The sequence below is a fragment of the Microbulbifer mixtoriginis (SeqCode) genome (genome assembly GCF_052467235.1).
This window is the reverse complement of the sequence record NZ_CP174305.1, coordinates 3,660,241-3,685,698: the sequence shown is the minus strand read 5'-3', so window position 1 is coordinate 3,685,698 and position 25,458 is coordinate 3,660,241. Positions and strand designations below refer to the sequence as shown.

Annotated in this window: 21 protein-coding genes; 12 read left to right on the top strand and 9 right to left on the bottom strand. The window is 49.4% G+C overall.

Annotated features, from left to right (window positions below; all coding sequences use genetic code 11):
- Nucleotides 1-128 precede the first annotated feature (128 nt).
- Together ACJJIO_RS16060 and ACJJIO_RS16055 are read right to left on the bottom strand one after the other, a co-directional pair.
- Nucleotides 129-446 carry a hypothetical protein gene (locus ACJJIO_RS16060; RefSeq protein WP_444909070.1) on the bottom strand — a complete coding sequence of 106 codons (318 nt, stop codon included), beginning with the start codon at nucleotides 444-446 and terminating at the stop codon, nucleotides 129-131.
- Nucleotides 447-591: 145 nt separating this feature from the next.
- Nucleotides 592-879, bottom strand: a complete 288-nt coding sequence (locus ACJJIO_RS16055) for a hypothetical protein (protein WP_444909069.1) — start codon at nucleotides 877-879, stop codon at nucleotides 592-594.
- Nucleotides 880-1,706: 827 nt separating this feature from the next.
- Here ACJJIO_RS16055 and mutS point away from each other — a divergent pair.
- From mutS to ACJJIO_RS16035, 4 genes are all read left to right on the top strand, one after another.
- On the top strand, nucleotides 1,707-4,367 hold the full coding sequence (mutS, locus tag ACJJIO_RS16050) for a DNA mismatch repair protein MutS (RefSeq protein ID WP_444909068.1): 2,661 nt from the start codon (nucleotides 1,707-1,709) through the stop codon (nucleotides 4,365-4,367).
- Between the two features lie 137 nt (nucleotides 4,368-4,504).
- Nucleotides 4,505-4,828 (top strand): ferredoxin FdxA, encoded by a 324-nt coding sequence (gene fdxA / locus ACJJIO_RS16045; protein ID WP_252085117.1) that lies wholly within the window; start codon nucleotides 4,505-4,507, stop codon nucleotides 4,826-4,828.
- 66 nt (nucleotides 4,829-4,894) lie between these two features.
- Nucleotides 4,895-5,563 carry a polysaccharide deacetylase family protein gene (locus ACJJIO_RS16040; protein ID WP_444909067.1) on the top strand — a complete coding sequence of 223 codons (669 nt, stop codon included), beginning with the start codon at nucleotides 4,895-4,897 and terminating at the stop codon, nucleotides 5,561-5,563.
- A 91-nt stretch (nucleotides 5,564-5,654) separates the two neighbouring features.
- A complete protein-coding gene (locus ACJJIO_RS16035; RefSeq protein ID WP_252085115.1) occupies nucleotides 5,655-5,822 on the top strand; it encodes a DUF1328 domain-containing protein in 168 nt (55 codons plus the stop codon).
- A 44-nt stretch (nucleotides 5,823-5,866) separates the two neighbouring features.
- Here the strand turns inward: ACJJIO_RS16035 and ACJJIO_RS16030 are convergent, their stop codons facing one another.
- Nucleotides 5,867-6,409 (bottom strand): carboxymuconolactone decarboxylase family protein, encoded by a 543-nt coding sequence (locus ACJJIO_RS16030; protein ID WP_252085114.1) that lies wholly within the window; start codon nucleotides 6,407-6,409, stop codon nucleotides 5,867-5,869.
- 85 nt (nucleotides 6,410-6,494) lie between these two features.
- Between ACJJIO_RS16030 and dinB the strand changes: the two genes are divergently transcribed.
- From dinB to ACJJIO_RS16005, 5 genes are all read left to right on the top strand, one after another.
- Complete coding sequence (dinB, locus tag ACJJIO_RS16025) at nucleotides 6,495-7,574, top strand: DNA polymerase IV (protein ID WP_444909066.1); 1,080 nt, start codon at nucleotides 6,495-6,497, stop codon at nucleotides 7,572-7,574.
- A gap of 445 nt (nucleotides 7,575-8,019) precedes the next feature.
- The gene (locus ACJJIO_RS16020) at nucleotides 8,020-8,541 is read left to right on the top strand and encodes an RNA polymerase sigma factor (RefSeq protein WP_444909065.1); all 522 of its coding nucleotides are present in this window, start codon (nucleotides 8,020-8,022) and stop codon (nucleotides 8,539-8,541) included.
- A gap of 13 nt (nucleotides 8,542-8,554) precedes the next feature.
- Nucleotides 8,555-9,004 (top strand): hypothetical protein, encoded by a 450-nt coding sequence (locus ACJJIO_RS16015; RefSeq protein ID WP_444909064.1) that lies wholly within the window; start codon nucleotides 8,555-8,557, stop codon nucleotides 9,002-9,004.
- Nucleotides 9,005-9,075: 71 nt separating this feature from the next.
- The gene (locus ACJJIO_RS16010) at nucleotides 9,076-9,624 is read left to right on the top strand and encodes a hypothetical protein (protein WP_444885640.1); all 549 of its coding nucleotides are present in this window, start codon (nucleotides 9,076-9,078) and stop codon (nucleotides 9,622-9,624) included.
- A 492-nt stretch (nucleotides 9,625-10,116) separates the two neighbouring features.
- Nucleotides 10,117-10,881, top strand: a complete 765-nt coding sequence (locus ACJJIO_RS16005; protein WP_444904184.1) for a substrate-binding periplasmic protein — start codon at nucleotides 10,117-10,119, stop codon at nucleotides 10,879-10,881.
- Between the two features lie 162 nt (nucleotides 10,882-11,043).
- Here ACJJIO_RS16005 and ACJJIO_RS16000 read toward each other — a convergent pair whose 3' ends face one another.
- The 5 genes from ACJJIO_RS16000 to ACJJIO_RS15980 all read right to left on the bottom strand — a co-directional run bounded on the left by ACJJIO_RS16000 (nucleotide 11,044) and on the right by ACJJIO_RS15980 (nucleotide 15,662).
- The gene (locus ACJJIO_RS16000; RefSeq protein ID WP_252085108.1) at nucleotides 11,044-11,820 is read right to left on the bottom strand and encodes an SDR family NAD(P)-dependent oxidoreductase; all 777 of its coding nucleotides are present in this window, start codon (nucleotides 11,818-11,820) and stop codon (nucleotides 11,044-11,046) included.
- A 1-nt stretch (nucleotide 11,821) separates the two neighbouring features.
- Complete coding sequence (locus ACJJIO_RS15995; protein WP_252085107.1) at nucleotides 11,822-12,598, bottom strand: SDR family oxidoreductase; 777 nt, start codon at nucleotides 12,596-12,598, stop codon at nucleotides 11,822-11,824.
- Between the two features lie 70 nt (nucleotides 12,599-12,668).
- Complete coding sequence (locus tag ACJJIO_RS15990; RefSeq protein ID WP_444909063.1) at nucleotides 12,669-13,724, bottom strand: phosphotransferase; 1,056 nt, start codon at nucleotides 13,722-13,724, stop codon at nucleotides 12,669-12,671.
- Nucleotides 13,717-14,949: an acyl-CoA dehydrogenase family protein gene (locus ACJJIO_RS15985; RefSeq protein WP_444909062.1), complete on the bottom strand. Its 1,233-nt coding sequence runs from the start codon at nucleotides 14,947-14,949 to the stop codon at nucleotides 13,717-13,719. The genes ACJJIO_RS15990 and ACJJIO_RS15985 overlap by 8 nt, the downstream gene beginning before the upstream one ends.
- A 35-nt stretch (nucleotides 14,950-14,984) precedes the next feature.
- Nucleotides 14,985-15,662 carry a histidine phosphatase family protein gene (locus ACJJIO_RS15980; protein WP_444898748.1) on the bottom strand — a complete coding sequence of 226 codons (678 nt, stop codon included), beginning with the start codon at nucleotides 15,660-15,662 and terminating at the stop codon, nucleotides 14,985-14,987.
- 108 nt (nucleotides 15,663-15,770) lie between these two features.
- Between ACJJIO_RS15980 and ACJJIO_RS15975 the strand changes: the two genes are divergently transcribed.
- Entirely contained in the window at nucleotides 15,771-16,664 is an 894-nt protein-coding gene (locus ACJJIO_RS15975; RefSeq protein WP_444909061.1) for a LysR family transcriptional regulator, read from the top strand.
- Nucleotides 16,665-16,876: 212 nt separating this feature from the next.
- Complete coding sequence (locus ACJJIO_RS15970; protein WP_444909060.1) at nucleotides 16,877-18,913, top strand: oxidoreductase; 2,037 nt, start codon at nucleotides 16,877-16,879, stop codon at nucleotides 18,911-18,913.
- Between the two features lie 139 nt (nucleotides 18,914-19,052).
- Here ACJJIO_RS15970 and ACJJIO_RS15965 read toward each other — a convergent pair whose 3' ends face one another.
- On the bottom strand, nucleotides 19,053-20,324 hold the full coding sequence (locus tag ACJJIO_RS15965) for an MDR family MFS transporter (protein WP_444909059.1): 1,272 nt from the start codon (nucleotides 20,322-20,324) through the stop codon (nucleotides 19,053-19,055).
- A gap of 574 nt (nucleotides 20,325-20,898) precedes the next feature.
- Here ACJJIO_RS15965 and ACJJIO_RS15960 point away from each other — a divergent pair.
- Complete coding sequence (locus ACJJIO_RS15960) at nucleotides 20,899-25,278, top strand: CapA family protein (RefSeq protein ID WP_444909058.1); 4,380 nt, start codon at nucleotides 20,899-20,901, stop codon at nucleotides 25,276-25,278.
- Nucleotides 25,279-25,458 lie beyond the last annotated feature (180 nt).

The window sequence follows — 25,458 nt, the reverse complement described above, 5'->3', positions numbered from 1 at the left end:
TTTCCCTAAAGGTCCGAATTTTCATTGACGGCTAACGCCGGCCACAGTGGCCTGCAGACCCGGCACGTAATTGCACCAGCAATTTGAGTGACAGGTTTGCAGGTCCGTTGCTGGCCCTTGTTAAATTTCTAGTCTGCCACACCATGCAGCATTTGCCCTTTATTGAGCGCATATCCAATGACTGCGAGTAATTTATATAAAATATCCCTTTCTGAGTCAGGTAAGTCAACGACAAGAAGCTCTCCTAGTGACTCTTGAGCTTGATTAAGCTCCTCTACCGAAAATGACTGATCTTCAAATAGATTGGAAATTCTCGCCAGAAAGAAATTATCCGATCTCTTTAAAAGAGAACAAATATGAGGATATTCGTCGAACTCTATGCCGCCGACGATTACTGGATTGTCCTTAACGAACTTGCTAATTCCTACTACTAGATCGTAAGCCATGACTTCCTTGGAAATTTAACGCCAAGTTCAGCGGCAGTTTGTGGAGCGGAGCAAATGTGTTATAGCGTAGCGACAACACATTTGAGCAGTGGAACAAACTGTCCGTCTGCAACGCCTTGTTAGGCGGCTGCTCCCATAACTCGGTTCAATAATTTTCTTTCTGTGCAATTTCCCACACTTTCAGAAACTCTTCTTCCGTTAATTCTACAAGATCAAACTCTTTCTCAAGACGAGGTATATCTCCCTCAGGAAACTCCGGTTGATCAGTAAAAAAGTATACCTCATTATTTTCGGTGTCAGGTGTCGCCCAAAAATGGCATCCATCGATAACGTAAATTTGCCTTACGATTAGCTGGTCTACAACTTCACAAAGGAATGCACCTTCCTCACCTTCCATGCCCTCAGCATACGATTTATAAAATCTTTGATTCATGGTTTTATTTAACCCTCATCGCCTAACAGTTAATTCAAAAGCAGCGTCTACATATCACCCTTCTATATAATTCTGCTGTCCTCAATCAAAGCCAACTCAAAAACCTAGTAAAGTCAAAGAACTACATTGAGTGTCACAAAATAAAACAGGTAGATATATAGCAGCGTCTTTATAATTCCACGCTTTTCCTGCTTTATATCACTTTTCACATCCGTTAAAAATCAACAAGTTATATAGTTTTCCCTAGAAATAGGAGAAGCGTCTTTTGAATTCTGATATTTGAAGCAGGGCTTAGCTGTCAGTACTGTATTTCACCAACCTACTATGCACACATGTCCTAACTGGAAGGATACACTACCACGTAGAAAATTGGCTTTCTCAGTACACGGTCTTGAAGAATCGGGTACCTCCCCTGAAAAAAACAACAACTGTTTTTTTGGAGCAAAGAAAAGTGAAAGCCCTTACCTCAAAAGCAAAACATCCCGCTTCTCTAATTAAAGTTCTCATAAAATCACAGGGTCGCTAATAGCCATCTCTCCAGCGCTTGATAAGCCATCCATAGTGGTTTGTCCTCCACTCTGCTATTCTGCGCCCCCTATAAAGAAGCTCTTCGAACTTTGGCCTGGACCTTTCTGTTCAGATCTACCCCGATTGCATGCTTCAAGAACATCAGGTTTGGGCTTGCCGTTCATTATTTGATCGAACGCTTCTGCTCATTAAGCCCCCAGGAAACCTGCCCCCTACCCCAATCTGAGCCGACCGCCACTCCTGCGGAGCTCTTGGGGTTTGCGAACACTTTTGTAACTTACTGATTTTCTAAGAGAAAAATGCCAAAAACCGCAAACAAGACTAAGGCCGCGAAACCCGAACACACCCCCATGATGCAGCAATACATGCGCATCAAGGCCCAGCATCCCCAAGAGCTGGTGTTCTATCGTATGGGGGACTTTTACGAGCTGTTCTTTGATGATGCCAAGAAGGCAGCTGAGCTGTTGGATGTCACTCTTACTGCGCGTGGCAAGTCCGGGGGTGAGCCTATACCCATGGCCGGTATTCCCTACCATGCAGCTGAGGGCTACTTGGCGCGGCTGATTAAAGCTGGTGTTTCCGTTGCCATCTGTGAACAAATCGGTGATCCCGCCACCAGCAAAGGGCCGGTTGAGCGCCAGGTAGTACGTATTGTTACTCCGGGCACGGTCACGGACGAGGCACTTCTCAACGATCGCCGCGATAACCTCCTGGCTGCTATTTCGCACTTGGGCGATGTATTTGGCCTGGCACTGCTGGACCTGGCAACCGGTCGTTTTGTGGTTCAGGAAACAGATTCTCTGGAAGCCCTGGCCGAGCAGGTTCAGCGCCATAACCCGGCTGAGCTACTCGCGCCAGAAGACCTCTCTTTGCCAGTGGAAATTGAACGCCGTGCCGGTGTACGCCACCGTGCGCCTTGGGAGTTCGAGCTGGAAACCGCCCTGCGCCTGCTCAATCAACAATTTGGCACCATGAACCTGGAAGCCTTTGGTTGCAGTCATATGCACGGCGCTATAGTGGCCGCCGGCTGCCTGCTGCAATATGCACGGGATACCCAGCGCACCGAGCTGCCACACATTCGCGGCCTGCACACCGAAAGCGGCAATGAAACCGTGGCCCTGGATGGCGCCAGCCGTCGCAATCTGGAAATCGATCTGAACCTGAATGGCGGCGATGATAATACCCTGCTGTCGGTTCTCGACAGCTGTAAAACCGCCATGGGTAGTCGCCTGCTGCGCCGCTGGCTGAACAACCCGCTGCGCCAGCTCACTACCCTGCGCAACCGCCAGGATGCCATTGCTGCATTGATTGAAGAGTATGGTTTCGAGCCCCTGCGCGATGCCCTCAAACCCGTGGGTGATATGGAGCGCATTCTGGGCCGCCTGGCACTGCGTTCCGCACGCCCCCGCGACCTGGCAAGGCTGGGTCAGTCTCTGGCACAGTTCCCCGAAATCCTACAGCAGCTAAATGAATCAAATGCCACTCTAATAAAAGAGTTATGCGGTCAGATCGGTGAATGGCCTGAAACTGTTGAGTTGCTGCAAAAAGCGATTATTGAAAATCCGCCTGTCGTGATACGTGATGGCGGCGTAATCGCCACCGGCTACGATGAAGAGCTGGATGAGCTGCGCGCTATCAGTGAGAACGCAGGGGATTACCTGGTACAGCTGGAACTGCGCGAAAAAGAGCGCACCGGTATCCCCACATTGAAGGTGGGTTACAACCGGGTGCACGGCTACTTTATTGAAATCAGCCGTGGACAGAGTGACAAGGCACCGGCGGAATATATCCGCCGCCAAACCCTGAAGAATGCCGAACGCTTTATTACTCCCGAATTAAAAGAGTTCGAAGACAAGGCACTTTCAGCCAAAAGCCGCGCCCTGGCGCGAGAGAAGGCCCTCTATGAGGCGCTGATTAATCAACTGAATGAGTCTCTGGCTGAGCTGCAAGCCGCTGCGGCTGGTATTTCTGAATTGGATGTTCTGGCCTGCTTGGCTGAACGTGCCGACAACCTGCGCCTGTGCCGCCCTGAGCTGGGCACCGATCCTGGCCTGCATATCACCGGTGGACGTCACCCGGTGGTGGAACAGGTATTGGACGAACCCTTTGTCGCCAACGATATCGAGCTGCGCGACGATCGCCGTATGCTGGTCATTACCGGCCCGAATATGGGTGGTAAATCTACCTATATGCGCCAGACTGCGCTGATTGCCCTGCTGGCGCACTGCGGCAGCTATGTCCCAGCAGACAGCGCCCAGATCGGTCTGCTGGATCGCATCTTTACCCGTATCGGCAGTGCCGATGACCTGGCCGGTGGCCGCTCCACCTTTATGGTGGAAATGACCGAGACCGCTAATATCCTGCGCAATGCCAGTGAACACAGCCTGGTACTGATGGATGAAATCGGCCGCGGCACCAGTACCTATGATGGTCTTTCCCTGGCTTGGGCCTGCGCTCATTACCTGGCCGGAGAAGTGCGCGCCTTCACCTTGTTCGCCACCCATTACTTCGAGCTGACCGATCTACCCAATCAATGTGCCGAAGCAGCCAACATCCACTTGGACGCCACAGAGCACGGTGAGGGCATCGTCTTCCTGCATCGCATTCAGGAGGGACCCGCCTCCAAAAGTTACGGTTTACAAGTGGCCAAGTTGGCGGGGATTCCCGCCGATGTACTCACAGAGGCCCGTACTCGCTTGGCGGCCTTGGAGGCCGGCGCCCAGTCAGTAGATGTACCCGTAGTGACTCCCAAGTCCACTCAAGCACCTGAGCAGGCAACGGAAACGACTATAGCGCCAGTGCTCTCAGCACCAACTCAAGCTGATTCTCCCCAACAGGTCGATCTGTTCGGCAGTCCCAGCCACCCGGCAGTGGACGCGCTGGAGGAGCTGGACCCAGACGATCTGACCCCGCGCCAGGCCCTGGAAGCGCTCTATGCTTTACGCAAGTTATTGAAGTAAAAGGCTGGGCGGCAATTGTCGCCCAGTGCAACTTGTTATAAACAGTGAACTAAATCGACTGAAAAGCCACTACAATTCGCGCCAGTAATTGATAGAATCCGTGCACGAAAGAATCAGTGCACTATTGAGGGACAATCATGACATTCGTAATTGGGGAAAACTGCATTAAGTGCAAATACACCGACTGTGTAGAGGTTTGCCCGGTAGACTGTTTTTACGAAGGCCCTAACTTTCTAGTGATCCATCCCGACGAGTGTATCGACTGCGCCCTGTGCGAGCCGGAGTGCCCCGCCAATGCGATTTTCTCTGAGGACGAAGTGCCCGATGATCAACAGGAATACATCGAGTTGAATGCCGAACTCGCCGAGGTTTGGCCAAATATCACCGAGAAAAAAGACCCGCTACCCGATGCCGAAGAGTGGGATGGCAAGAAAGGCAAGCTCGACCTTCTCGAGCGATAGCAAAGCACAAAAAGCCGTCTCTGACGGCTTTTTTCTTTTCTGGTCCAGATAAAATTGCCGCATTAAATGAGAATAATAATATTTACGGTATCGAGCATTTTCCTATGCCTGTCTCTGGCAGTACTGGCAGAACCCAAAGAGAAAAAACGTATTGCCCTGGCTTTTAGTGGCGGGCCTGTGCCGGGCATAACCGAATCCCTGTTACACCAGCTTGAAGCCCTGCAAATACCCGCAACTTTCTTTCTGGTTGGCAAGGATATGGAGCGTTATCCCAATCAAACACACGCCATAGTGCGTGCCGGCCACCAGGTGGGAAGTCACGGTTACTCCTATGTCGACTTGGCAAATCTACCTTTGAGTAGTGCCAAAGCAGAGATTAAAAAGACCTGTCTGCTTTTACAGCATCATAGCTATCGAGAAAAACCGGCGATCCTGCCCCCTTTTGGCCATATTTCTGAAGAACTTGGCAGCCTTTTGGCTGCACAAAACTTCGAGTTGGCTCAATGGGACCTTCAGCCTCACCTGCATGTGGATATGAGCAGGCCCGAGCTCATCGCCGACTACATAGTTCAGAATGCCAAAGACCGCAGCGTGGTGATGCTGCACCCAATGTATGCGCATGGTGAGGAGGTGACAGCAGCACTGCCTCTCATCCATGCACAGGCCACGAAACAAGGGTTTTACTTTGTTAGCCTCGATAAGGTCACAGATACTGGCGGTGATAGAAATTTGTAATTAGCGACTCCATTCACTACCAATTAAGAGGTTGGGAGTCTGCCCCCCAAAGTTTTGCAACCGGTTCCCTCTATCTTAACTGGAGACCACCATGCTACGTTGGGCCATCATTTTCCTGGTTATTGCACTGATAGCCGCATTTTTCGGTTTCAGTGGTATCGCCACCACAGCGACAGAAATCGCTAAAATCCTCTTCTTCATCTTTATTGTGCTTTTTGTCCTGACATTGATTTTTGGCAGGGGCCGGCCACCCAAGTAGTACCCTTGCGCTATACAAGATTTTACCCCGGTAATTCACCGGGGTTATTTTTGGTGGGGCGTTCTGGTTGGTACCAGGTCCAGCACTTCTGCCAGGTGGTTGAAGCCCAGCACCAGCTCCATAACCCCCAAGGCTTCCAATAACTCATCATCCCCCGCTCCCAGCTTGCGTGCCTCAGCGATCAGGTGCTGCCGGTGATCGTCTGGGGATGTATTGGCGTTGCGAGCTAGGTCAAACAGTGCATGCTCCTTCTCGGAAAAGTGCACATTCTTTGGGTCTGTGCGAATACGCATGACTTCATCGGGGGTTACCCCGAGCATTTGCAGGGAGGTACTGTGGTGGTAAATGCCATAGTCGCAGTGATTATCCGCAGAGACCGCCAAGCCAATAGCCTCCTTCAGCTGGGCGGAAAGACAGCCGTGTAACATCACTGCCTTGAACTTCTGCCAATTAGCTAGCAGCAGTCCTTGGTGGTGGGCATAAATCCTAAACAGGCTGGGAATCCCACCCAGCTCATCCTGAATTTCTGCAAAAACCCTGATGGCTTCATCTGAATCAGGGGTCTCCACTAAAGGAATGCTACTCATCGTTCACCTATCCGTTGTCAAACCGGCTCTGTCTAATGGCAGAAATAACTTCCTGGCGCCATAAAACACTGTATATAATCACAGCATGAAAAAGATTATCCACTGCGACTGTGATTGTTTTTACGCTTCGGTCGAAATGCGAGACGATCCCAATCTTCGCGGGCGCCCACTCGCCGTAGGTGGTAGCAGTGACCGCCGCGGGGTAATCTCTACATGCAATTATGAAGCTCGCAGTTACGGCGTGCGCTCCGCCATGCCAACCGCCCAGGCCAAAAAACTCTGCCCTGACTTGATTGTAGTACCCGGCAACATGGCCAAATACCGTGAAGTCAGTCAGCAGATCCGCGAAATTTTCCTCGATTACTGTGATGATATTGAGCCCCTATCGCTGGATGAGGCTTTTCTAGATGTCAGTAATAGTGGGCGCTGCCACGGTAGCGCTACATTAATGGCGGAGGAGATCCGCCAAAGAGTGAGAGAGACCCTTGGTATTACGATCTCAGCCGGCGTCGCCCCAAACAAGTTCCTGGCCAAGATCGCCAGTGACTGGCGTAAACCCGATGGACTCACGGTAATCACGCCAGAGGAAGTAGATCAATTCGTATTGCGTTTACCGGTGAACAAAATCCATGGTGTGGGCCGAGTAACAGCAGAGAAAATGCACCGCCAAGGAATTCACACCTGTGCCGACCTCAGGCGCTATTCCCAGGTGGAGTTGAGTAAAACCTTTGGGAAGTTTGGGCGCCGTCTCTATGAACTGAGCCGCGGCATCGACGATCGCCCAGTGAGTGGAGATGGCTCTCGCAAGAGTGTCAGTGTGGAGCGCACCTTTAACAAGGATCTCTGTGAGTTTAACGAATGGTTGGAGGAAATGACTCACCTGTATACGCGACTGCTGGAACGCCTGGAAAAACTCAGCGATCGCTATGAAGTTAATGGCGCCACCGTAAAGGTAAAATATGCTGACTTTTCCCAGAGTACTCATGAACGCAATAGTCGCGCAGGTCGAATTTCTGAATTTCGCCAGTTACTGCAGGAATGCTGGGATAAACGATCGACTCCCATTCGCCTGCTTGGCGTAGGTCTGAGGCTAACAGATCTGCGCGCCGAACACGGTCCCTTACAACTGCCTCTACCACTGCCGGATTTGCCGACACATCACTAACCGGGAGACTTCTCAAGCAAATTATTTTTTATAAATAGTTTGCCCTGCCCCCGCAGAATCGGTCGCATTTTTTCTGTCATATTTTCAAACAAAGCGAACATCGACAATTTTAAAGAAAACACTCTTTATTAAGAGAATTTTTGAGTCAAAAAAAGTCATTGCGCGCCAATTACCCCTCAGAAAAAGGTTTAAAGCGCCAAACGACCGTTCATCAAGTTATGGCGTTACCCGTTACCCTCTGTAAGCCCTGGCTAAGCAGGGGCATCTATACTTCGCAGGCCAAGAGAACTTGGGCCGATCTAAAAGCAAGAGGCATCCAAAGTCGTTCACTTGGATAAAAAATTTAATGTCTAAACCGACTACAATTTTTATGATCAACGACGCATAAATCCAGACCTAAGCCACCTCTGGCTTTCGGGTTCACTGCGTACGGAGGCACAACACTTTGTCTCGCAAAGCATTCAAACAATTTTCTGATGAAAAACTGCTCGAGCATTACCGGGAGAAACGCAGTCTTGCTGTATTTGAGCCACTGTATAACCGCCACAAAGACGCTCTCTATCGCTACTGCGTACAAATGGCACCCTCTTCAACCACACAGTTGCTACAGGCCCTGTGGGAAAATATCTTACAGAACCCTCCGCAACTTCATGGCCGGCTATTTAGAAACTGGCTGTTTATTCAAGTCAACAAAGCTCTGCGGGAACATGTAGACAGCACTACACGATCTGAGGCATTAACCAGTGAGAGTAAGGTTGTCGCAGCTATTCAAAAACTCCCCAAGCTTCAGCGCAACGTATTACTACTGCATATGGAGTGCAAACTCTCCCTGGCCTCAGTAGCGGATATAGAGCGTATTTCACTGAAAAAATGTCGAGAGTATTACCAGTTGGCTCGACAACAAATTGAAACCCTGATCTACGGATCTCAAGCAAAACCCTGGCAAGTGGAGGCCATAAAAGAGTGATTGAGGTAGAAGCATGAGTAACTGGGAGCACCAATACCGCGAAGAGGCGTCAGCTTTTACCTCACCGCAAAAGTTAGACAGTGGAATCTTATTACAGGCAAAAGGCTATCAACCGAAAAAGGATATAGGCCGAATCTTATCCGGAGCCTCCCTGAGTTGCGCTTTGGTGACCGCTTTTTTAATGTTGGTACATCCGGCACAGCACCTTGGTGCCCGAACCCCCGCTATGACTCAGAATAATGAGATTCAACTAACCACTCAGGAAATTGCCCAGTGGCAACCTCCTCGGCCAGAACCTGAAGTAAAGGAAGACCCATGGCAGACATTACGCAGCCAGGTTAGTGCCGAAAACTATGTTGCTCTTTGCCAAGAATGGCGCCAACAACAAAATAATATTGCGGAACCGGTCTTACCCCGAGAACTGCGTAAGGCAGCGCAGAAACGCTGTCGGATTCTGCCATAGAAACAGTAGCTCTCTTACCAGTGTGCTACGTCTATTTCTACACTTAAGCATCAGTGTCGTTGCAGTGCAAAATGACACTTATAAACAATAAAGTTACAAAGAGTGAGCTGGCCGTGGTGGGCATCTATGGCGCGGGTGGCTCCAATGCCGGTGATAACCAAGCTTTGAGGGCTTGGGTAACCGAAATGGGCGGGGCCATGTTCGGTCCAACTGAAAAAAGTAGAGCCCGGGATTTTCTAGTGGGGGCATCTCTACAGCAGAAGCACTTATTACTGCTTGGCTACAGCCGTGGGGGAACCACGGCCATCAACCTGGCCAATTTACTCGGTCGCAAAGGCATATCCCTAAACCACCTGATAATCTTCGATGCACATAGTGTCTTCGATAATAGAATTTTTTATCTCAGATATGACAATGTTCAGCAAGCGATCAATTTTCTGCAGAGAAACCCCAGAAGCGCTGGTCGATATGGCTGGTGGGGAACAAATCCCTACTGGGGAAGCCCACTAGTCTCTAACTTTATCAAAGTTCAAGAAATTGACTTTACCGGTGCATTCTTTAGAAAAGGGATGCCGGTTTCCCATTTAAATATCGTGCGTCAATCTCTTGCTTCGCTCTGACTTCTTAAACTCAAAGGCAGTGATAAAAAGTAGCAACAAAAATTCTTTACCCATAAAACTCTAGAGAGAGAACGGAAGGATAACCTACTCATAAACCCCAGCAGTTTTTTCAGCACAAGCAATCACTTAATTTCAACCATCCACTCCCAAACCGGTTTCTTGGCTGCTTCTGGGTTCGTATCAACACATGGTTTACCCATGATTCACTTAGGGAAACAGTTAATTCATCACTGAGCAATCTCCAATCTTCTTACAGAGTCTCTCCCAGCGTATTAAAGACTTCCCATATTCTTTTTGGAAATTAATTTTTACTGGGAATATTCCCTTTAGAGCACTATCTTCATTAATAACTTATTACATCGAAGACTCATATTCCTTTGCCCCCTTTGAAAAAAAGACAAAAACTCCATATCAAACAAAATATTGTCTTTAGCCTAATATATCTACATTACCCTATTAACCTCAGATATCCGCTAAGCAAGTGAAATCAATATGCCATCAAAAATATTATCGCATCTTAGCCTACTCCTGATCTGCTTCGCCTTCTCAAGCCACGCCAAAGAATTGAAAATTGCCATATCTCAGGATGCCCCCCCCTATGTCATCAATCAGGCGAAGAGTGGGTTAGAAGTCGATGTCATCACCCAGTCTCTTCCAGATTACACCATCTCATTTATCCAAATGGGCTGGGGGGAGATTCTTGGAGCAATAGAGCGAGGTATGGCAGAGGCCGAAGCGAATGTACACGGAAACAATGGAGACCTCTATTATTCAAATGACTATATAGCATTTATCAACTACGCAATCAGCCGTAAAAAAGATCAAATTAAAATCAATCAACTAAAGGATCTAGTAGGACACCACGTAATAACCTGGACAGGAGCACACAAGGATCTTGGGCCAGAATTTAGCCAGCTCTTCTCTCCCGGAAAGATAGGTGCAAAGAATTATGTAGAATTAGAAAGCTCTCAAGATCAGGTAAGGGAATTCTGGAGGGAAGACAACTCAATTATAATCATTGATAAAAGTATTTTTTCTTATTTCTCCTCTAAAGATGGCCACTCTATGAATGAGGTCGATATCCATACAATCGTTGTACCTGTTCTGACATTTAAAATGGCATTTAAAAATAAAGCAGACAGAGATGCCTTCAATCACGGTCTCAGACAGCTATGCAATAAAGGAATATACGAAGCTCTCCTAAAGCGATATAGCGTTGCACCAGAAGCCAACATCTGCAAAAACCTTTCGCAATAAACTTGCTTTTAGGATTCTCCATCGCGGACTGGTTTTCATCAACCAAAAAAATATCAGGTTGTGGGCTGTTAACACCTATCTGCCTTCTCCCTTGCTCGGCAATAAATCTTCAGGGGTGGCAGTGCAGGTATTAACAGCACCTATTTTGATCCACCTCAGCTATCAATAAGCCGATAAACCGCCATCCACAGCCAGTGCCTGGCCGGTAACATAAGTCATCTTCGGAGAGAGTAGCATTAACATAGCCGCTACTACTTCTTCCGGCTCACCAAGACGCTTCATCGGACAACCTTCGGCGAGAAAAGCCTGAACCTCTTCCGGGCTGGCCCCTGGGGCCTCCACAGAGGTCACCATTGGCGTCAGGCAATAGAATGGGCAAATGGCATTCACCCGAATACCGTACTTGGCGTTTTCCATTGCTGCAGTTTTGGTCAGTCCAATAACCCCATGCTTGGCGGCAGCATAGGAGGCAATTTTGGGTGCACCCCCCAGCCCTGCCATAGAGGAAACATTGAGAACCACACCGCCTCGATCTTTCATCAATGGCAGCTGGTGCTTGAGACCGAAAAATACGCCCTTCAGGTTTACATTGTATTGATGGTCCATCATCGCTTCGTCAGTCTGCTTCAGGGACATCATCGGCGGAGCGATACCGGCATTATTAACCGCCATATTCAGGCCACCGAACTCAGACTCGGCCAGTCGCACCAGAGCAACGCAATCCGCTTCAGAGGAAACATCGCAACGTTGAGCGCGCACCTGGATACCATCACTACCCAGGTCATCAGCGAGTTGCATCAGGCCCTCTTCATTAATATCTCCAAGTACCAAGCGCGCTCCGCGAGATCCCAACTCTTTAGCCAGCAGTTTGCCAAAACCACTGGCGGCGCCGGTAATTAGGGCAACCTGGTTGTCGAAATCCAATATTGGGTCTTGCATATTAAATTCCCCCACAGGAAGTCATTCCGCCATCCACCACTACGCATTCGCCCGTGGTGTAACTGGAGGCGTTGGAAACTAAGTAGAGTACTGTACCCGCCATCTCCTCAGGCTCGGCGTGACGGTGCATAGGGATATGGCCGATTGCGGTTTTATAAATATCCTCGTGGGTGAAGAGAGCCCCGGCAAACTTGGTTTTGGTCAGCCCAGGCAATAGGGCATTAACACGGATATTGAACTGGGCACACTCCTTGGCAAAGGCTTTGGTCATATTGACTACTGCCGCCTTGGTGATGGAATAGATTCCCTGCCCCACACCAGGCTGCAGGGCATTGACCGAGGCAGTATTCACAATCACACCACCACCCTGCTCACGCATCAACTTGCCCGCTTCCACAGACATAAAGAAATAGCCACGAATATTCACTTCAACCGTTTTTTCAAAAGCCGCGAGGTCGGTATCAAGGATATGACCAAAATAGGGGTTGGTAGCCGCATTGTTAATTAGGATATCCAGCCGCCCAAAGCGTTCGCGGACATCGGAAAACATTTTCTGGATATCTTCCATATTGCCGATATGGCAAGGCACCGCTTCCGCTTTACCGCCGGCATCGACAATCGCATCGGCAACAGCCTGACAGCCTTCAATTTTTCGGCTGGATACCAGCACATGGGCGCCCTGCTCAGCCAAAAGTTTGGCAATTGCCTCACCAATACCCCGGCTAGCACCGGTTACCAGAGCAATTTTTCCGGTGAGATCAAAAAGATTCTTTGCCATTTTTTTATCCTTATCATTTTTCCAAAGCACAATAAAAAGCGAAATAAATTGTATCGAGATGACCTTCTAACTAACTCGCCTCACTGGCAATGCTCATTGCCGTTTGTGCCAGTGGCGCTACCAGGGCGCCGAGGCTCGCCGCATTGCGATTAGAGGCGTTGCCATCCTGTGCGCGTTTGGCCACGCCCTGGACTATCGCCGCTAAACGGAAAAAACTAAACGCCAAATAAAAAGGCCAGTGGTCAATGCCCTCAATCCCCATACGCTCACAATACTTGGCCACATAGGCCTGCTCTGAGGGGATACCCAGCGAGGCAATATCCAGCCCCAACAGACCGGACATCTTGTCACCCCCAGCAGGCATACGCATTTGCATACACTGATAGGCAAGATCGGCAAATGGGTGGCCCAACGTAGAAAGCTCCCAATCCAGCAGGGCGATCACTTTGGCTTCTTTAGGGTGGAAAATCATATTGTCGAGGCGGTAATCACCGTGTACTAGAGCTATCCGACCATCGTCTTCCGGGAGCGCACTGCCAAGCCATTCAATCAACTCTTCCATCGCCGAAATAGGCTGTGTCTCGGAAGCCCGGTATTGCCCCGTCCAGCGTTCCAGCTGCCGCTGAAAATAGTTTCCCGGGCGGCCGTAATCGGATAACCCCATAGCGTCGATGTTGAGACTGTGTAATGCGGCGAGCACCCGATTCATTTCATCGTACATAGCACTGCGCGTGGGAGCATCCACCTCGGGAATTGCCGCATTCCAGAAAATCCTCCCCTCACAGTATTCCATCAGGTAAAACATGGAGCCGATCAGATCCCGGTCTTCACATAAATGAAAAACTTTGGGCACCGGTACATCGGTATCTGCCAGTGCAGACATAACACGGAACTCACGATCCACTGCGTGAGCAGATTTCAATAGTTTTCCCGGGGGTTGCCGACGCAATACATAGGTATTTGAAGGCGTTTCCAGCTTAAAGGTGGGATTGGATTGACCGCCGGAAAATTTACTGACTTTCAGTGGCCCGGAAAAACCTTCAACATTTGCGCTGAGGTATTCCTGCAACTTTTCCAGCGGCAAAGCTTCCACTGAGTTACGTGACTCCTTTACGGTTTCAGACATGCTCCTCTCCCTGTGCAGTCTCTGCGGCATAACGGGCAGCCAGGTTACGTCCCAGCTGCATCATATGTACTTGGTCTGGTCCATCGGCTAAACGGATTGTCCGCGCGTAAGCATAGTGGTGGGCCAAGCTATAGTCCTGGCTCAACCCTGCCGCACCGTGAATCTGGATAGCGCGGTCAATCACCTTGCAGGCCATTTGCGGTGCAACAATTTTAATCATGGCAATCAGGTCTTTGGCCGCTTTATTGCCAAGCCGATCCATTTGCGCCGCAGCTTTTAAAGTTAGCAAACGTGCCTGCTCAATTTCACAGGCAGACCTGGCAATATCCTCCCGCACTGAGCCCTGCTTGCTCATCGGGCGTCCAAATACAATACGATTTTCCGCGCGGCCTGCCATCATTTCCAGGGCGCGCTGGGCCTGGCCAATTAAACGCATACAATGGTGAATTCTGCCCGGCCCCAAACGCCCCTGGGCAATTTCAAAACCACGCCCTTCTCCGAAAATCAGATTAGACGCAGGCACCCGAACATTCTCAAAAATCACTTCCGCATGACCTTCCGGAGCATCGTCGTAGCCAAATACCTGCATGGGCCGAATTATTTTTACCCCAGGGGTATCTGTGGGAACCAGGATTTGCGATTGCTGTCGATGCCGATCCGGATTAGTGGGATCGGTCTTGCCCATCACAATCATGACCTTACAGCGCTTATTCATCAGGCCACTAATATAAAATTTATGACCATTAATCACATATTCATCGCCATCGCGCACGATAGAAGTTTCAATATTCGTAGCATCGGAGGAGGCCACCTTGGGTTCAGTCATGGCGAATGCCGAGCGAATATTGCCCTCCAGCAATGGCCTCAGCCAGGTTTCCCGCTGCGCTTCCGATCCGTACTGGGCCAGCACTTCCATATTGCCGGTATCCGGGGCGCTGCAATTAAAAATTTCTGAGGCAAATAAGACCTTCCCCATCTCCTCCGCCAAAGGCGCATATTCCAAGTTTGTAAGGCCGGCACCATAGCGGGAATCGGGTAAGAATAAATTCCACAGCTCAGCCTCACGGGCTTTTTCTTTTAAAGCCTCCATAATAGGGGGCTCGCCCCAGGGGTCATCCTGCAACTGCTGTATATAGGTACTCTCAGCGGGATACACATATTCCTGCATAAAGTTTTTGAGCCGCTCCAACAGGCCCTGTACCTTTTCTGAATATTCAAACTCCATGTCTTTTCACCTTTAATTGTGTTGTAGGTTTTAATTCAGCTGTAAGTCACGGAAGTGTGGCGCTCATCTCTCTCCAAATGAGGCACGTGATTAAAACTGTTCAAGCTGAGCCCCTGCCCTGCGCTAGAGAAAAAACGGGTAGTGCCGGTATTCTGTATCTGCATATTGAGTTTGATCACCGACTCGGGGGGACCGCCCAATACCTGCCGCACCATCATGGCAATAGCCCCACCGGAACTGACCACCAGAGTTTTACTGCCTTTGGGGCTATCGCTGATTAAATCCAAAACTTCACGAATGCGATTTTCGAATGCCTGCCAACTCTCTGCCGGTGCAATTTCCCCTGCAGACCAGGCGAGCATGCCCTGCATTAGAAAGCGGTAAAAGTCGGCACGGGGTGCATTGGGGCCCGGGGTAGCTGTGGGTTTTTTCTCACTGTAGAGGCGAGCTACTTCAAGGAAGTCGAACTCATTCAATTGGGGAACCACCGTCAAGTGGCCCTCTAAGTCGATGCCAAGGCCTGCACAGATACCCTCGGTAGTTTGCCGATGACGGCGCAGGCTGCCGCAGAAAATCCGGTCAAACTTCTGGCCAGTGCCCCGCCAGTATTCCCCCAGCCAGCGGGATTGCTGCCAGCCGATATCGGAGAGATTGTCGTAATCATCGGCGCCGAAGGACGCCTGTCCATGGCGCACCACGATTGATTCGGCCACTGCGAGTTCCTCTTTTTATGGAACTCCAACCCTAGTCCTCTCGTTTGAATCATCAAAGTTTATTGTGCGAATATATGATCATTCACACTGGTTATGATTGAGGCACAGATGCAGTTGCAAAAAATGGATATGAACCTGTTCTTGGTTCTGGAGGCCATTTATAACTCGGGCAACCTCACCCGAGCCGCTGAGCAGTTGCATATCACCCAGCCGGCAGTGAGTAATGCCCTGGCACGTCTGCGCCGCACTCTTGACGACCCATTATTTATTCGCGGCCCCTCCGGCATGGCTCCCACCCCTCTTACGGAGTCCATCATGCCCAGGGTGCAGCAGGCCCTTTCCCTACTGGGTACCAGCCTGAATGAACACCGCCAATTCAACCACGCCCAGGCACGCAAAACATTGCGACTATCTATGAACGACATGGCAGAAACCCTACTGCTGCCGCCTCTCTTAGAGCGCCTGGAAAAAGAAGCGCCGGGTGTAACAGTAGAGTCATTTCACGTTCCCAGGGATCAGCTTGCCAAGGAACTGGCCGCCAATACATTGGATTTCGCCCTGGATGTCCCTCTGGCTACAGCGCCCCAACTGCAACAACAGCGCCTGCACCAAGACCGTTATCTCTGTATGTTGCGCAATGAGCATCCCTTGGCTGGGGAGTCGAGCCTGACACTGGAACAGTATTTACAACTGGAACATATCCATGTTTCCAGTAGGCGCACGGGTCCTGGCCTGGCGGATATAGCACTGAACAAACTGGGGCGGCGACGCACCATCAAACTGCGTGTACAACACTACCGAGTAGCACCTTTAATTGTATTACGCACAGATTTGGCTCTAACCGTACCGGCGAGTCTGGCCAGTCAGTATTCGGCACGTCTATTTGAACTGCCGTTCCAAATACCCCTGATGGACTGGCATCTTTTGTGGCACAAAAATCTACAAGAAGATCCCGCCAATCGCTGGCTGCGAGAGCAGCTTCTGTCGGTTTTGGCTGTGTAAGTGAACAGAGCAAAATCCCTTTAAAAACAAGCATTTCAGCCAAATGAGAATGGGACGCAAATAGCTTAATAAAACGTCAGGAATTGATCACTGAATTCGACCGGAAAGGTCACTGTTTCACGTCAAAGGCTCTTGTTATCCTGCTGGGCAACGATATGCACTTTTTTGCATATATAAATGAACCCCAAAGGTTACAAGAAGAGAATTTTGCCATGTCCCAAGCCTACCCTAATATGCTTGCCCCCCTGGACCTGGGCTTCACCACCCTGAAAAACCGGGTGCTGATGGGCTCCATGCACACCAACCTGGAAGAACACCCCGGTGGCTTTACCCGTTTGGCGGCATTCTACGCTGAGCGCGCCCGCGGTGGCGTTGGCCTGATTGTAACGGGGGGTATCGCGCCCAACGAAGAGAGTGGCGTATTTAAGGGTGCCTCTAAAATGAACACCCCAGAAGAGGCTCAACAGCATCGGGAAGTGACCGAGGCCGTTCATGCCGAAGGCGGCAAAATCTGCATGCAGATCCTGCACACCGGCCGCTACGCTTACAACGAAAACCTGATTGCTCCCTCCCCCATCCAGGCTCCGATCAACCCTTTCACTCCGCGCGAGCTGACCAGTGAGGAAATCGAAGGCCAGATCGATGATTACGTACGCTGCGCCACCCTGGCCCGCGAAGCCGGCTACGACGGCGTAGAGATCATGGGCTCCGAGGGTTACTTTATTAACCAGTTCATCGTAAAGCGCACCAACAAGCGTACCGATGAGTGGGGCGGCAGCTTCGAGAATCGTATCCGCCTGCCGATCGAAGTCGTTCGCCGTGTGCGCGAGGCTGTTGGCGAAGACTTTATTATTATCTACCGCCTGTCCATGCTGGACTTGGTGGAAGATGGCAGTGACTTCGACGAAGTAGTTGCCCTGGGCCAGGCTATCGAAAAAGCCGGCGCCACGATTATCAATACCGGTATCGGCTGGCACGAAGCGCGCGTTCCCACTATCGCCACCAATGTACCCCGCGCCGCATTTACCGATATTACCGCCAAGGTGAAACAGCACCTGTCTATCCCGGTAGTTGCCAGTAACCGCATCAATGTGCCGGAAGTGGCCGAAGAAGTGCTGGCCTCCGGGCAGGCCGATATGATCTCCATGGCGCGTCCATTCCTGGCAGATTCCGATTTCGTCAACAAGGCCGCAGAGGGCCGCGCCGATGAAATCAATACCTGTATTGGCTGTAACCAGGCCTGCCTGGATCACACCTTCCAGCTGAAGCTCACCTCCTGCCTGGTCAACCCACGCGCTTGTCATGAGACAGAGTTGAACTACCTGCCTACCGAAAACGTGAAAAAAGTTGCTGTTATCGGTGCCGGCCCCGCTGGTTTGGCTGCCTCCACCGTTGCCGCCGAGCGCGGACACCAGGTAACCCTGTTTGAAGGCAGCGACAAAGTCGGTGGCCAGTTTAATATCGCCAAGCAGATTCCCGGCAAGGCAGAATTCCAGGAAACCCTGCGCTACTTCAAACGTCGCCTGGAAGTGACTGGCGTTGAGGTCAAACTCAACACTATCGCTACCGCAGAAGACCTGCAGTCTTTTGACGAAGTGATAATCGCCACCGGTATCGAGCCACGCACTCCACCGATCCCCGGTATTGAGAGCGACAAGGTGTTGGGTTATCTGGACGTACTGAAGCACAAGAAACCAGTCGGAGAAAAAGTGGCCATTATCGGCGCGGGCGGTATCGGTTTCGACGTAGCGGAATACCTGACTCACGACGGCCCCCACTCTACCGAAGAGGAAGTGGTTGCCAGCGATAAAGAAGAGTTCTTTAGTGAATGGGGTGTGGATATTGAGCTGGAACAGCGCTCTGGCCTGAAACCCCGCGAAGCGGTAAGCACCCCTCGCCAGGTTTATCTGCTACAGCGCAAAACCACCAAAGTGGGTGCGGGCCTGGGTAAAACTACTGGCTGGATTCACCGTGGCAGCTTGCAACACCGCAAGGTTGAGATGATTGCCGGTGCTCTTTACGACAAAATTGACGAGCAGGGATTGCATGTTCGTGTAGGCGATGAAGAGCGACTGCTAGAGGTGGATAACATTATTGTCTGCGCCGGCCAGGAACCTGCTCGCAAACTCTATGAAGCGCTGCAGGAGCGCGGAGTAAAGACCCACCTAATCGGTGGTGCCGACGAGGCCGCGGAGCTCGACGCTAAGCGCGCCATTGACCAAGGCTCACGCCTCGCCGCAGAGATCTAAAAAAATTCCCCGGCAATATTCTTGTCGGGGATTTTCTCAGGCAAATCAGAACGGGAAACTCCACGCTTACTACTGGATTTCCCGTTTTTTATGCCTCACAGACACCATCTATTTCTATATCTGAAAAACCTCTTTTTAACTATCCAGTGATTTTGGCACTTTCACCTGAAGAGATTATCGGCTCTTTCTGCTCCGGCCACTGTGGGCGGGAGAGGTAAGCTGTTGTGCGATAAAGCGCGAATACTACACCGCAAAGCGCCAGCAACATCCAATAAAGCGTCGGTCCACCCCACCACTCTAAAACCACCCCTCCAGCCAAAGGAGCCAGGGCCCAACCAAGAGCGTAAAAGGAAGAGGCCCCAAAATAGGTACCGCGTAAATGTTCAGGCGCCAACCGGTCTATCTGTACACTCATGGTTGGAAAGAGAATCGCTTCAGCCAAACTGAGGACAAAGGTCGCCCCCATCCAGCCCCAAAACCAGTGCACCGGATTGAGGGCAAACCACATTTGTGCCGCGGCCAATATCACCAGCCCGATCATAATTCGCCCATTAATATCCAGCTTGCGCATCAACTGCATGAGTGGAAACTGCAATAACACGATGGTCATTGCGTTCACAAAGATCATACTGGATATCAGCTCAACCAATCGCGGAGCCTCCGCCCGTGTCAGATATTGCACCAGACTGGAATCCATATGGGCATAGATAAACATCGTGAGGATATTGGCAACAATCACCACCATAAACACCTGGTCCCTGCGCAATATCGCCAGGGTACTGCCTAAATCGACAGAACCATCACCATTGCTCTTTGCGAGCTGTCCCTTCTCTGTTTTTGCAAATCCCCAAATAAACGCCAGCGCCAAAAGCAGATAACTGAGAGAAGTTAAGCCAAAGGTGGACTGCTGCGCACTAAGCCCCGCCCAGACACCAACAATGGGCCCTAATGCCGCTCCCGCATTAATAAGGAAGTAACGCAGCTGCAGAGCTAACTCACGACTCGCCTGGTTATCAATTAAGTCGCCAATCAATGCGCTAGCTGGCGGCTCCCAAACGGCGCGACCAATTGAGCAAAGAGTCATCGCCAGAATAAATCCCGCTAATGTCTGGGTCACTGCTAGTAGGGCAAAAGAACATAAGTTTATTAGCGAACCTAATAGCAGGATATTCCGACGTCCATAACGATCAGACAAAGCCCCCACAAAAAAGCCTAATAGCGCCGCACCAATTGCTGAGGCACTCAGAATCAAGCCAATTTCCGCTGCACCCAACTCAAATTTATTGAAAAGAAGAATGGCCAGAAAGGGCCAAACCATAAAATAAGTGCCACGACTAAAAAAACTGCCTACTAATATTATCCAGACCAGAGGAGGAAATCCCCTGAGGTTCTGCCACCAATTCCAACGCATTGCCTAATACTCCACTTCTATTTCTTCCTTGTTCTCTAAAGGTCCTCTAAGACTCTTTGAGCTCCGCACCAGGTAGTAAAATTCAAACAAAACCAGGAAGGACAACCCTTCGCACAGGCTTAACGCCCATGTGCCGCCTTAAAAGTCGACAGGGTAATCAACCGCGAGAACCAATCTTTAATTGGTCGGTTAATAGTTTTCTGACAAAAAACCCGAAAGGGTCGCCTTTCGGGTTTTAGGGATTGGCAAGCGTATAACCTGCAAACTCATTCAACCTGGAGTTAACCCTTTTAAGTTGCTTAAGGGTTAATTGTGAGAACCTTCGGCACTTTGCGTGCCTTCCATTCTTAAGCGCGGTATCCCTAATACTATCCAAGTGGATTAGTTTTGAAAACCTAATTTTCTATATTCATAAAAAATTTATCTGATCAGATTTTTCCTGCAAGATTTCTCTCATTACCAGCAGAATCTGTTCGCATGTCTATACTCCAGCAGGAAAGTCCTCTTTTAGTTACCCAGCAAAGCTATACGAATAATGTAGCCGTCACCCCGATCCACAGAGAATAATAGCGACATGTCCCTATCCAGCATGCTTAGACGAGCACGCCCCATGGTAGAGCGGGCACTGCGTGATCTCAGCCCACCCTATACGCTTTTTTTTTCTATCAGTGACGCCAAGCAACGAGCTCAAGTACGGCACACCCATGCTAAGGACTTCCCAAGCGCTTGGCAGACTCTCACTGAAATTACCCATAGGGCAGCTAAAAGCTCCAAAATAGAACCCTGCTGGCTACGGGTAGATTGGGTTACCCGCAGGAGCACAATGACTCTTGCCGGTTTACATGAACTTCTCCAGGACACCAAGCGCTCCTACTTCCGCTACGGCCTTGCATTGGATGTCGATTGCAAATTTGCTTTTCTCGAACAAGAGCTTAACGGGAATGCCATGCTACATGGCGGCGATAAAATCGAGCATGGATTCCTCAATGAAAAGAATTTTACTTCATACTTCAAGAAACGTTTTAACCAGCAAGAAGATCTGGATTTCTCCGATGAACGAAGCATTGTACTTCTGACCACTGCAGGGCTTTTTTGCGAAAAAGAACTGGAGCCTTTGTGCCTATATGAATCGGGATTGAATACTGGACGCCGGGTTATTGAAGAGCTGGATAGCCAGAATGCTACAAAGATTATTGAAAGTAGCAGCCATTATCTAGCTGGTCAGGTAAAGCCCAGTGGGCATTTTCACTATGGATGGCATGCCTGTTTCGATCAAGAGATCATCAATGACAAAAACTTATGCCACGCAAGTAGCATCTGCGCGATGGTTGAGGCCTGGGAAGTCACCAAAGAGTATTCTCTATTGGAAGCCATAGAGGAGGCATTGAAATATCTTACCTCTAAATTAATCCAAATAACTTTCCCAAACACAAGTGAAGTCGCTGCCTTTTGGGTAGAACAGCATAGTGAAATTGACCTAGCTAGTAACGCGGCAAGCCTATTAGCCCTGGTTAAATATTCTGAGGCTTTGCAGTGCAGGACTTATGCAGACCTGATGGAGCAATTAGCCAGGGGCATAGAATTTTTACAAAACCTGGACACTGGGCAGCTTCCCCTTGTTCTGGAGTTTTCTTCTTTCACCATTAAACAACAGCCGGCCTCGAATAACCCTCTGGGTAAAGCAGCTTTCGCATTAATATGCCTTTATAGCTGGGATAAGAATCCGCGCTGGTTAACACTGGTAGAGAAAAGCTTGGATCATTTTATAGCGACTGAGCACTGGCGCGCTCACGATCACTGGGTGAGCCACTGTGTAAACCTGCTCACGATTTATAGGCCGAAGGAAAAATACTATCAGTTCGGTATCCGTAACTTTGTCAGTATTCTGGACTTTGTCGAGAAGCATATAACTGCATCCCCAAGGTTACTCGAGTTAATGGTGGCTGCGGCAAAGATGATCTCAGATCTAAGCACCCAAGAGGCATATCAATATCTACTGGACCAAATTGATCTTGAACACTTTTATCGTGCATTACATGGAAGGGCCAATCACCTATTAAACGGCTATTTTTGGCCTGAGCTTGCCATGTTCTTTAAGAATCCGGCAAGAGTTACTGGCAGTTTTTTTACTCGCCATGAAAACTTCAGGGTCAGATTAGACGAAGTGAGTCATTGTCTTTCTAGCTTGATCGCCTATAGGAAATATCTTTTATCCCAAGCACCTAAAAAAACAGGGGCTACCGCCAATCTATACCATTCCAAAATCATTACTGATGGGCAAGCCACCGCGTCCTCTGTCGCTCAAGATCGGCCAGTGATTGCCTGGGGCGGTGATGTAAATCTGGGGCGCAGACAACACTACCGTACAGCCCAGCTGGGCATTGAACAGGTTCTGGGGCATGTCCCAGCAATGAATAATGCCGATCTCAGCGTTATCAATCTGGAGTGCGTGATCGCCACTAGCGGTGAGCAGGGTATTCCAAAGGGAGAGGCCTCCCCATGTTATTACCGCGCTAGACCAGAGATGCTGTCCATACTCATTAATGCAGGAATAGATATAGCCTGTACTGCTAACAATCACAGTGGCGATTATGGGCCTGCCGCATTAATGGAACAGGGGCAGTGGCTTGATTGCACAGGGATTGGACATTCAGGTTCCGGCAGGAATCTAGAGGAGGCACTCAGCCCTGTAATCAGACCTGCTGGAAATATCAATGTAGCGATATTCTCTCTTGATGCCACCCAGCCTCGTTATGCTGCCGGCCCCACGCATCCTGGTTGTGCTCACCTCCCCCTATCAGTACCAGAGCTATGGTACGACACTCTGCGGCCCCTTATTACTGCAGCTCGCAAGAAAGCCCAGGTGGTTCTGGTAGCCGTGCACTGGGAAGCAAACCATAAGGCTCAACCCTGTCCGCAGCAAGTCATCGCAGCCCACAAAATTATAGAGGCTGGCGCAGATGGTATTCTGGGCTCTGGCAGTTACAATCTAAAAGGTATAGAAATATATCAACAGCGCCCTATTATCCACGGTGCCGGGGACTTACTCTTTGATTGTATCCGTGAAAGCGTGTCCGATAGTGGCGTTTTTCGCCTGCATCTAAGTACCAGTGGCATTGAGCAAATCACATTTGCTCCTGTTGAAGCTGGTTTTGGCTACTCAAAGCAGTTATATGGTGAAGCTGCTAAAGCACACTGTAAAAGGTTTTCCCAAATTTGTTTGTCACTGGGAACTCAACTCCATTTATGTGAAGACGGCACAGCCAATCTAAAGCTTACTCCGCCCTCACGCCTGGCAGGAAAACTCTCTATTAGTAGGAAAACCACTTATCGGCAAGAAAAGATATTGGCAAAACGCCCAATAAACCCCCAATGGCAGGTTCCTTCGGTACCTGTTGATGCCCAAATCCCCCCCCAAAAAATTGGCCCTCTAGTGCTACTGGGGGTTAAATTAACTCCTAGAGAGCTAATATCCCGGCAGATGCTATGGGTGGAGTCCTTTTGGAAAATCGAAAGTAAACTCTCTGAGGACTTCAGACTGGACTTCCGCGCTATACCAACTTTGCAGAGTTCCATGCCCTGCTGGGGAACCTCTATGGACCACGACCCCTGTGACTGGCAGCTCCCCACTAGCCACTGGGAGCCCAACACGATTTACCGCGATTTTTTTGGGCTTAGAGCCCCTGCAAGCAGAGATCTTAGTGATGCGGAGCTACATCTATATGTCGGTTTGATTTCCAATAAAACTAAAATCAAGCCAATACCTATTCCAGGAGTAATGAGCAAACTAAGCCTCACTCCGCAACGTGAATACCAAAAGAGCAAAATTCCAGTTTATAGAACCAAGTTTCCAGACATTATTTATGATCATCTACCTGGGCAAACTTGGAATGCAGAACAGCTGGCCACTATCTCTGGAGGCACCTGGCTGGAACCTCCCCCTAAAGATAAAGAGTGGTTCGTAAGCAGTGTAGTTTCAGATAGTGGACTTATTGAAGCATCATCAGAGCCAGTTCTCTTCGTTGCACATACAAACTTGGATCGCTCCTACCATGCGCCGATTCCGAAGGTCTCAGCAAAATTCTGGGATTCTCATAAAAAACTACCATCGTTTGCTGACCGAATTGCCGGAGCAATAGTCTCACGCCCTATCCCCGGACTGCCTAAAGGACTGCCAGTGTTAAAGGTGGATGACCCTCTTAAGACGATCATAGAGCTAGGTTTTGCAGCCCGCGAGCGTTTCGATGGTGAAGTCATTGCTATTACTGGAACATCAGAGGGGCTTCCTATACGAAACATGATCACACATACACTTGGTCCAAAGGATAAAGTTCTAACCAATTCCGGTGCAGACAATTCATGCATAGCAGCCCCATGTGTGTTGGCCAGTCTAAATAAGGATCATGAAGCTGCGATTATTGAAGTTACGCAAAGTGCCCTCAGTATGAAGCCTGGGCCAATTACACATCGTATTAAACCGACAATATCTTTAATTACTGAAATTGATTTACCGTCCACTAACCAAATGGCAACTTCAGTAGCCGACATGGCCAAATTGTGCTCCCGGATCTTTGAAGGTTTAACCGGTCCTGCTATTGCAATAGTTGGAGAACACCTTCAATGCTTTGACTATATATTCAAAAAGGCTAAGAAACACGCTCGAAGAGTTATTCTATTTGGGGAAAGCACTAATGCCGAAGTCCGTATCAATAAAACATGCGCAAACGACAATGATGACTCGGTTTCCCTACAGTTACCAAATCGAGAATTAGAGATAAGTTTACCAAACTCAAGTAACGAAGTTTTATATCGCATAGCAGCGGTAATTAGTATCATCTATGCAATGAATGGCAATATTGAAGAGGCAGTTTCTAAACTTCAAAAAATCAATTTGAATGCGAAGCCCAAGCAACAAGCAACCATCTCTCCACCACAATATATCAACTGGATATGATCACTAAACACACAAACTAAGTTACAGTGGTCATCATTAAGGGAACGCATGAAGATCTTCAATCTCATAAGAATAACAAGCGACTAAAAAGTGGGGCAAACTATCTCAAACGAGGTATGTTTCTCATAAACGTTATAAATAGTGAAGTCAGCGTTTTCAAAGACAAGAAATTTGAAAATA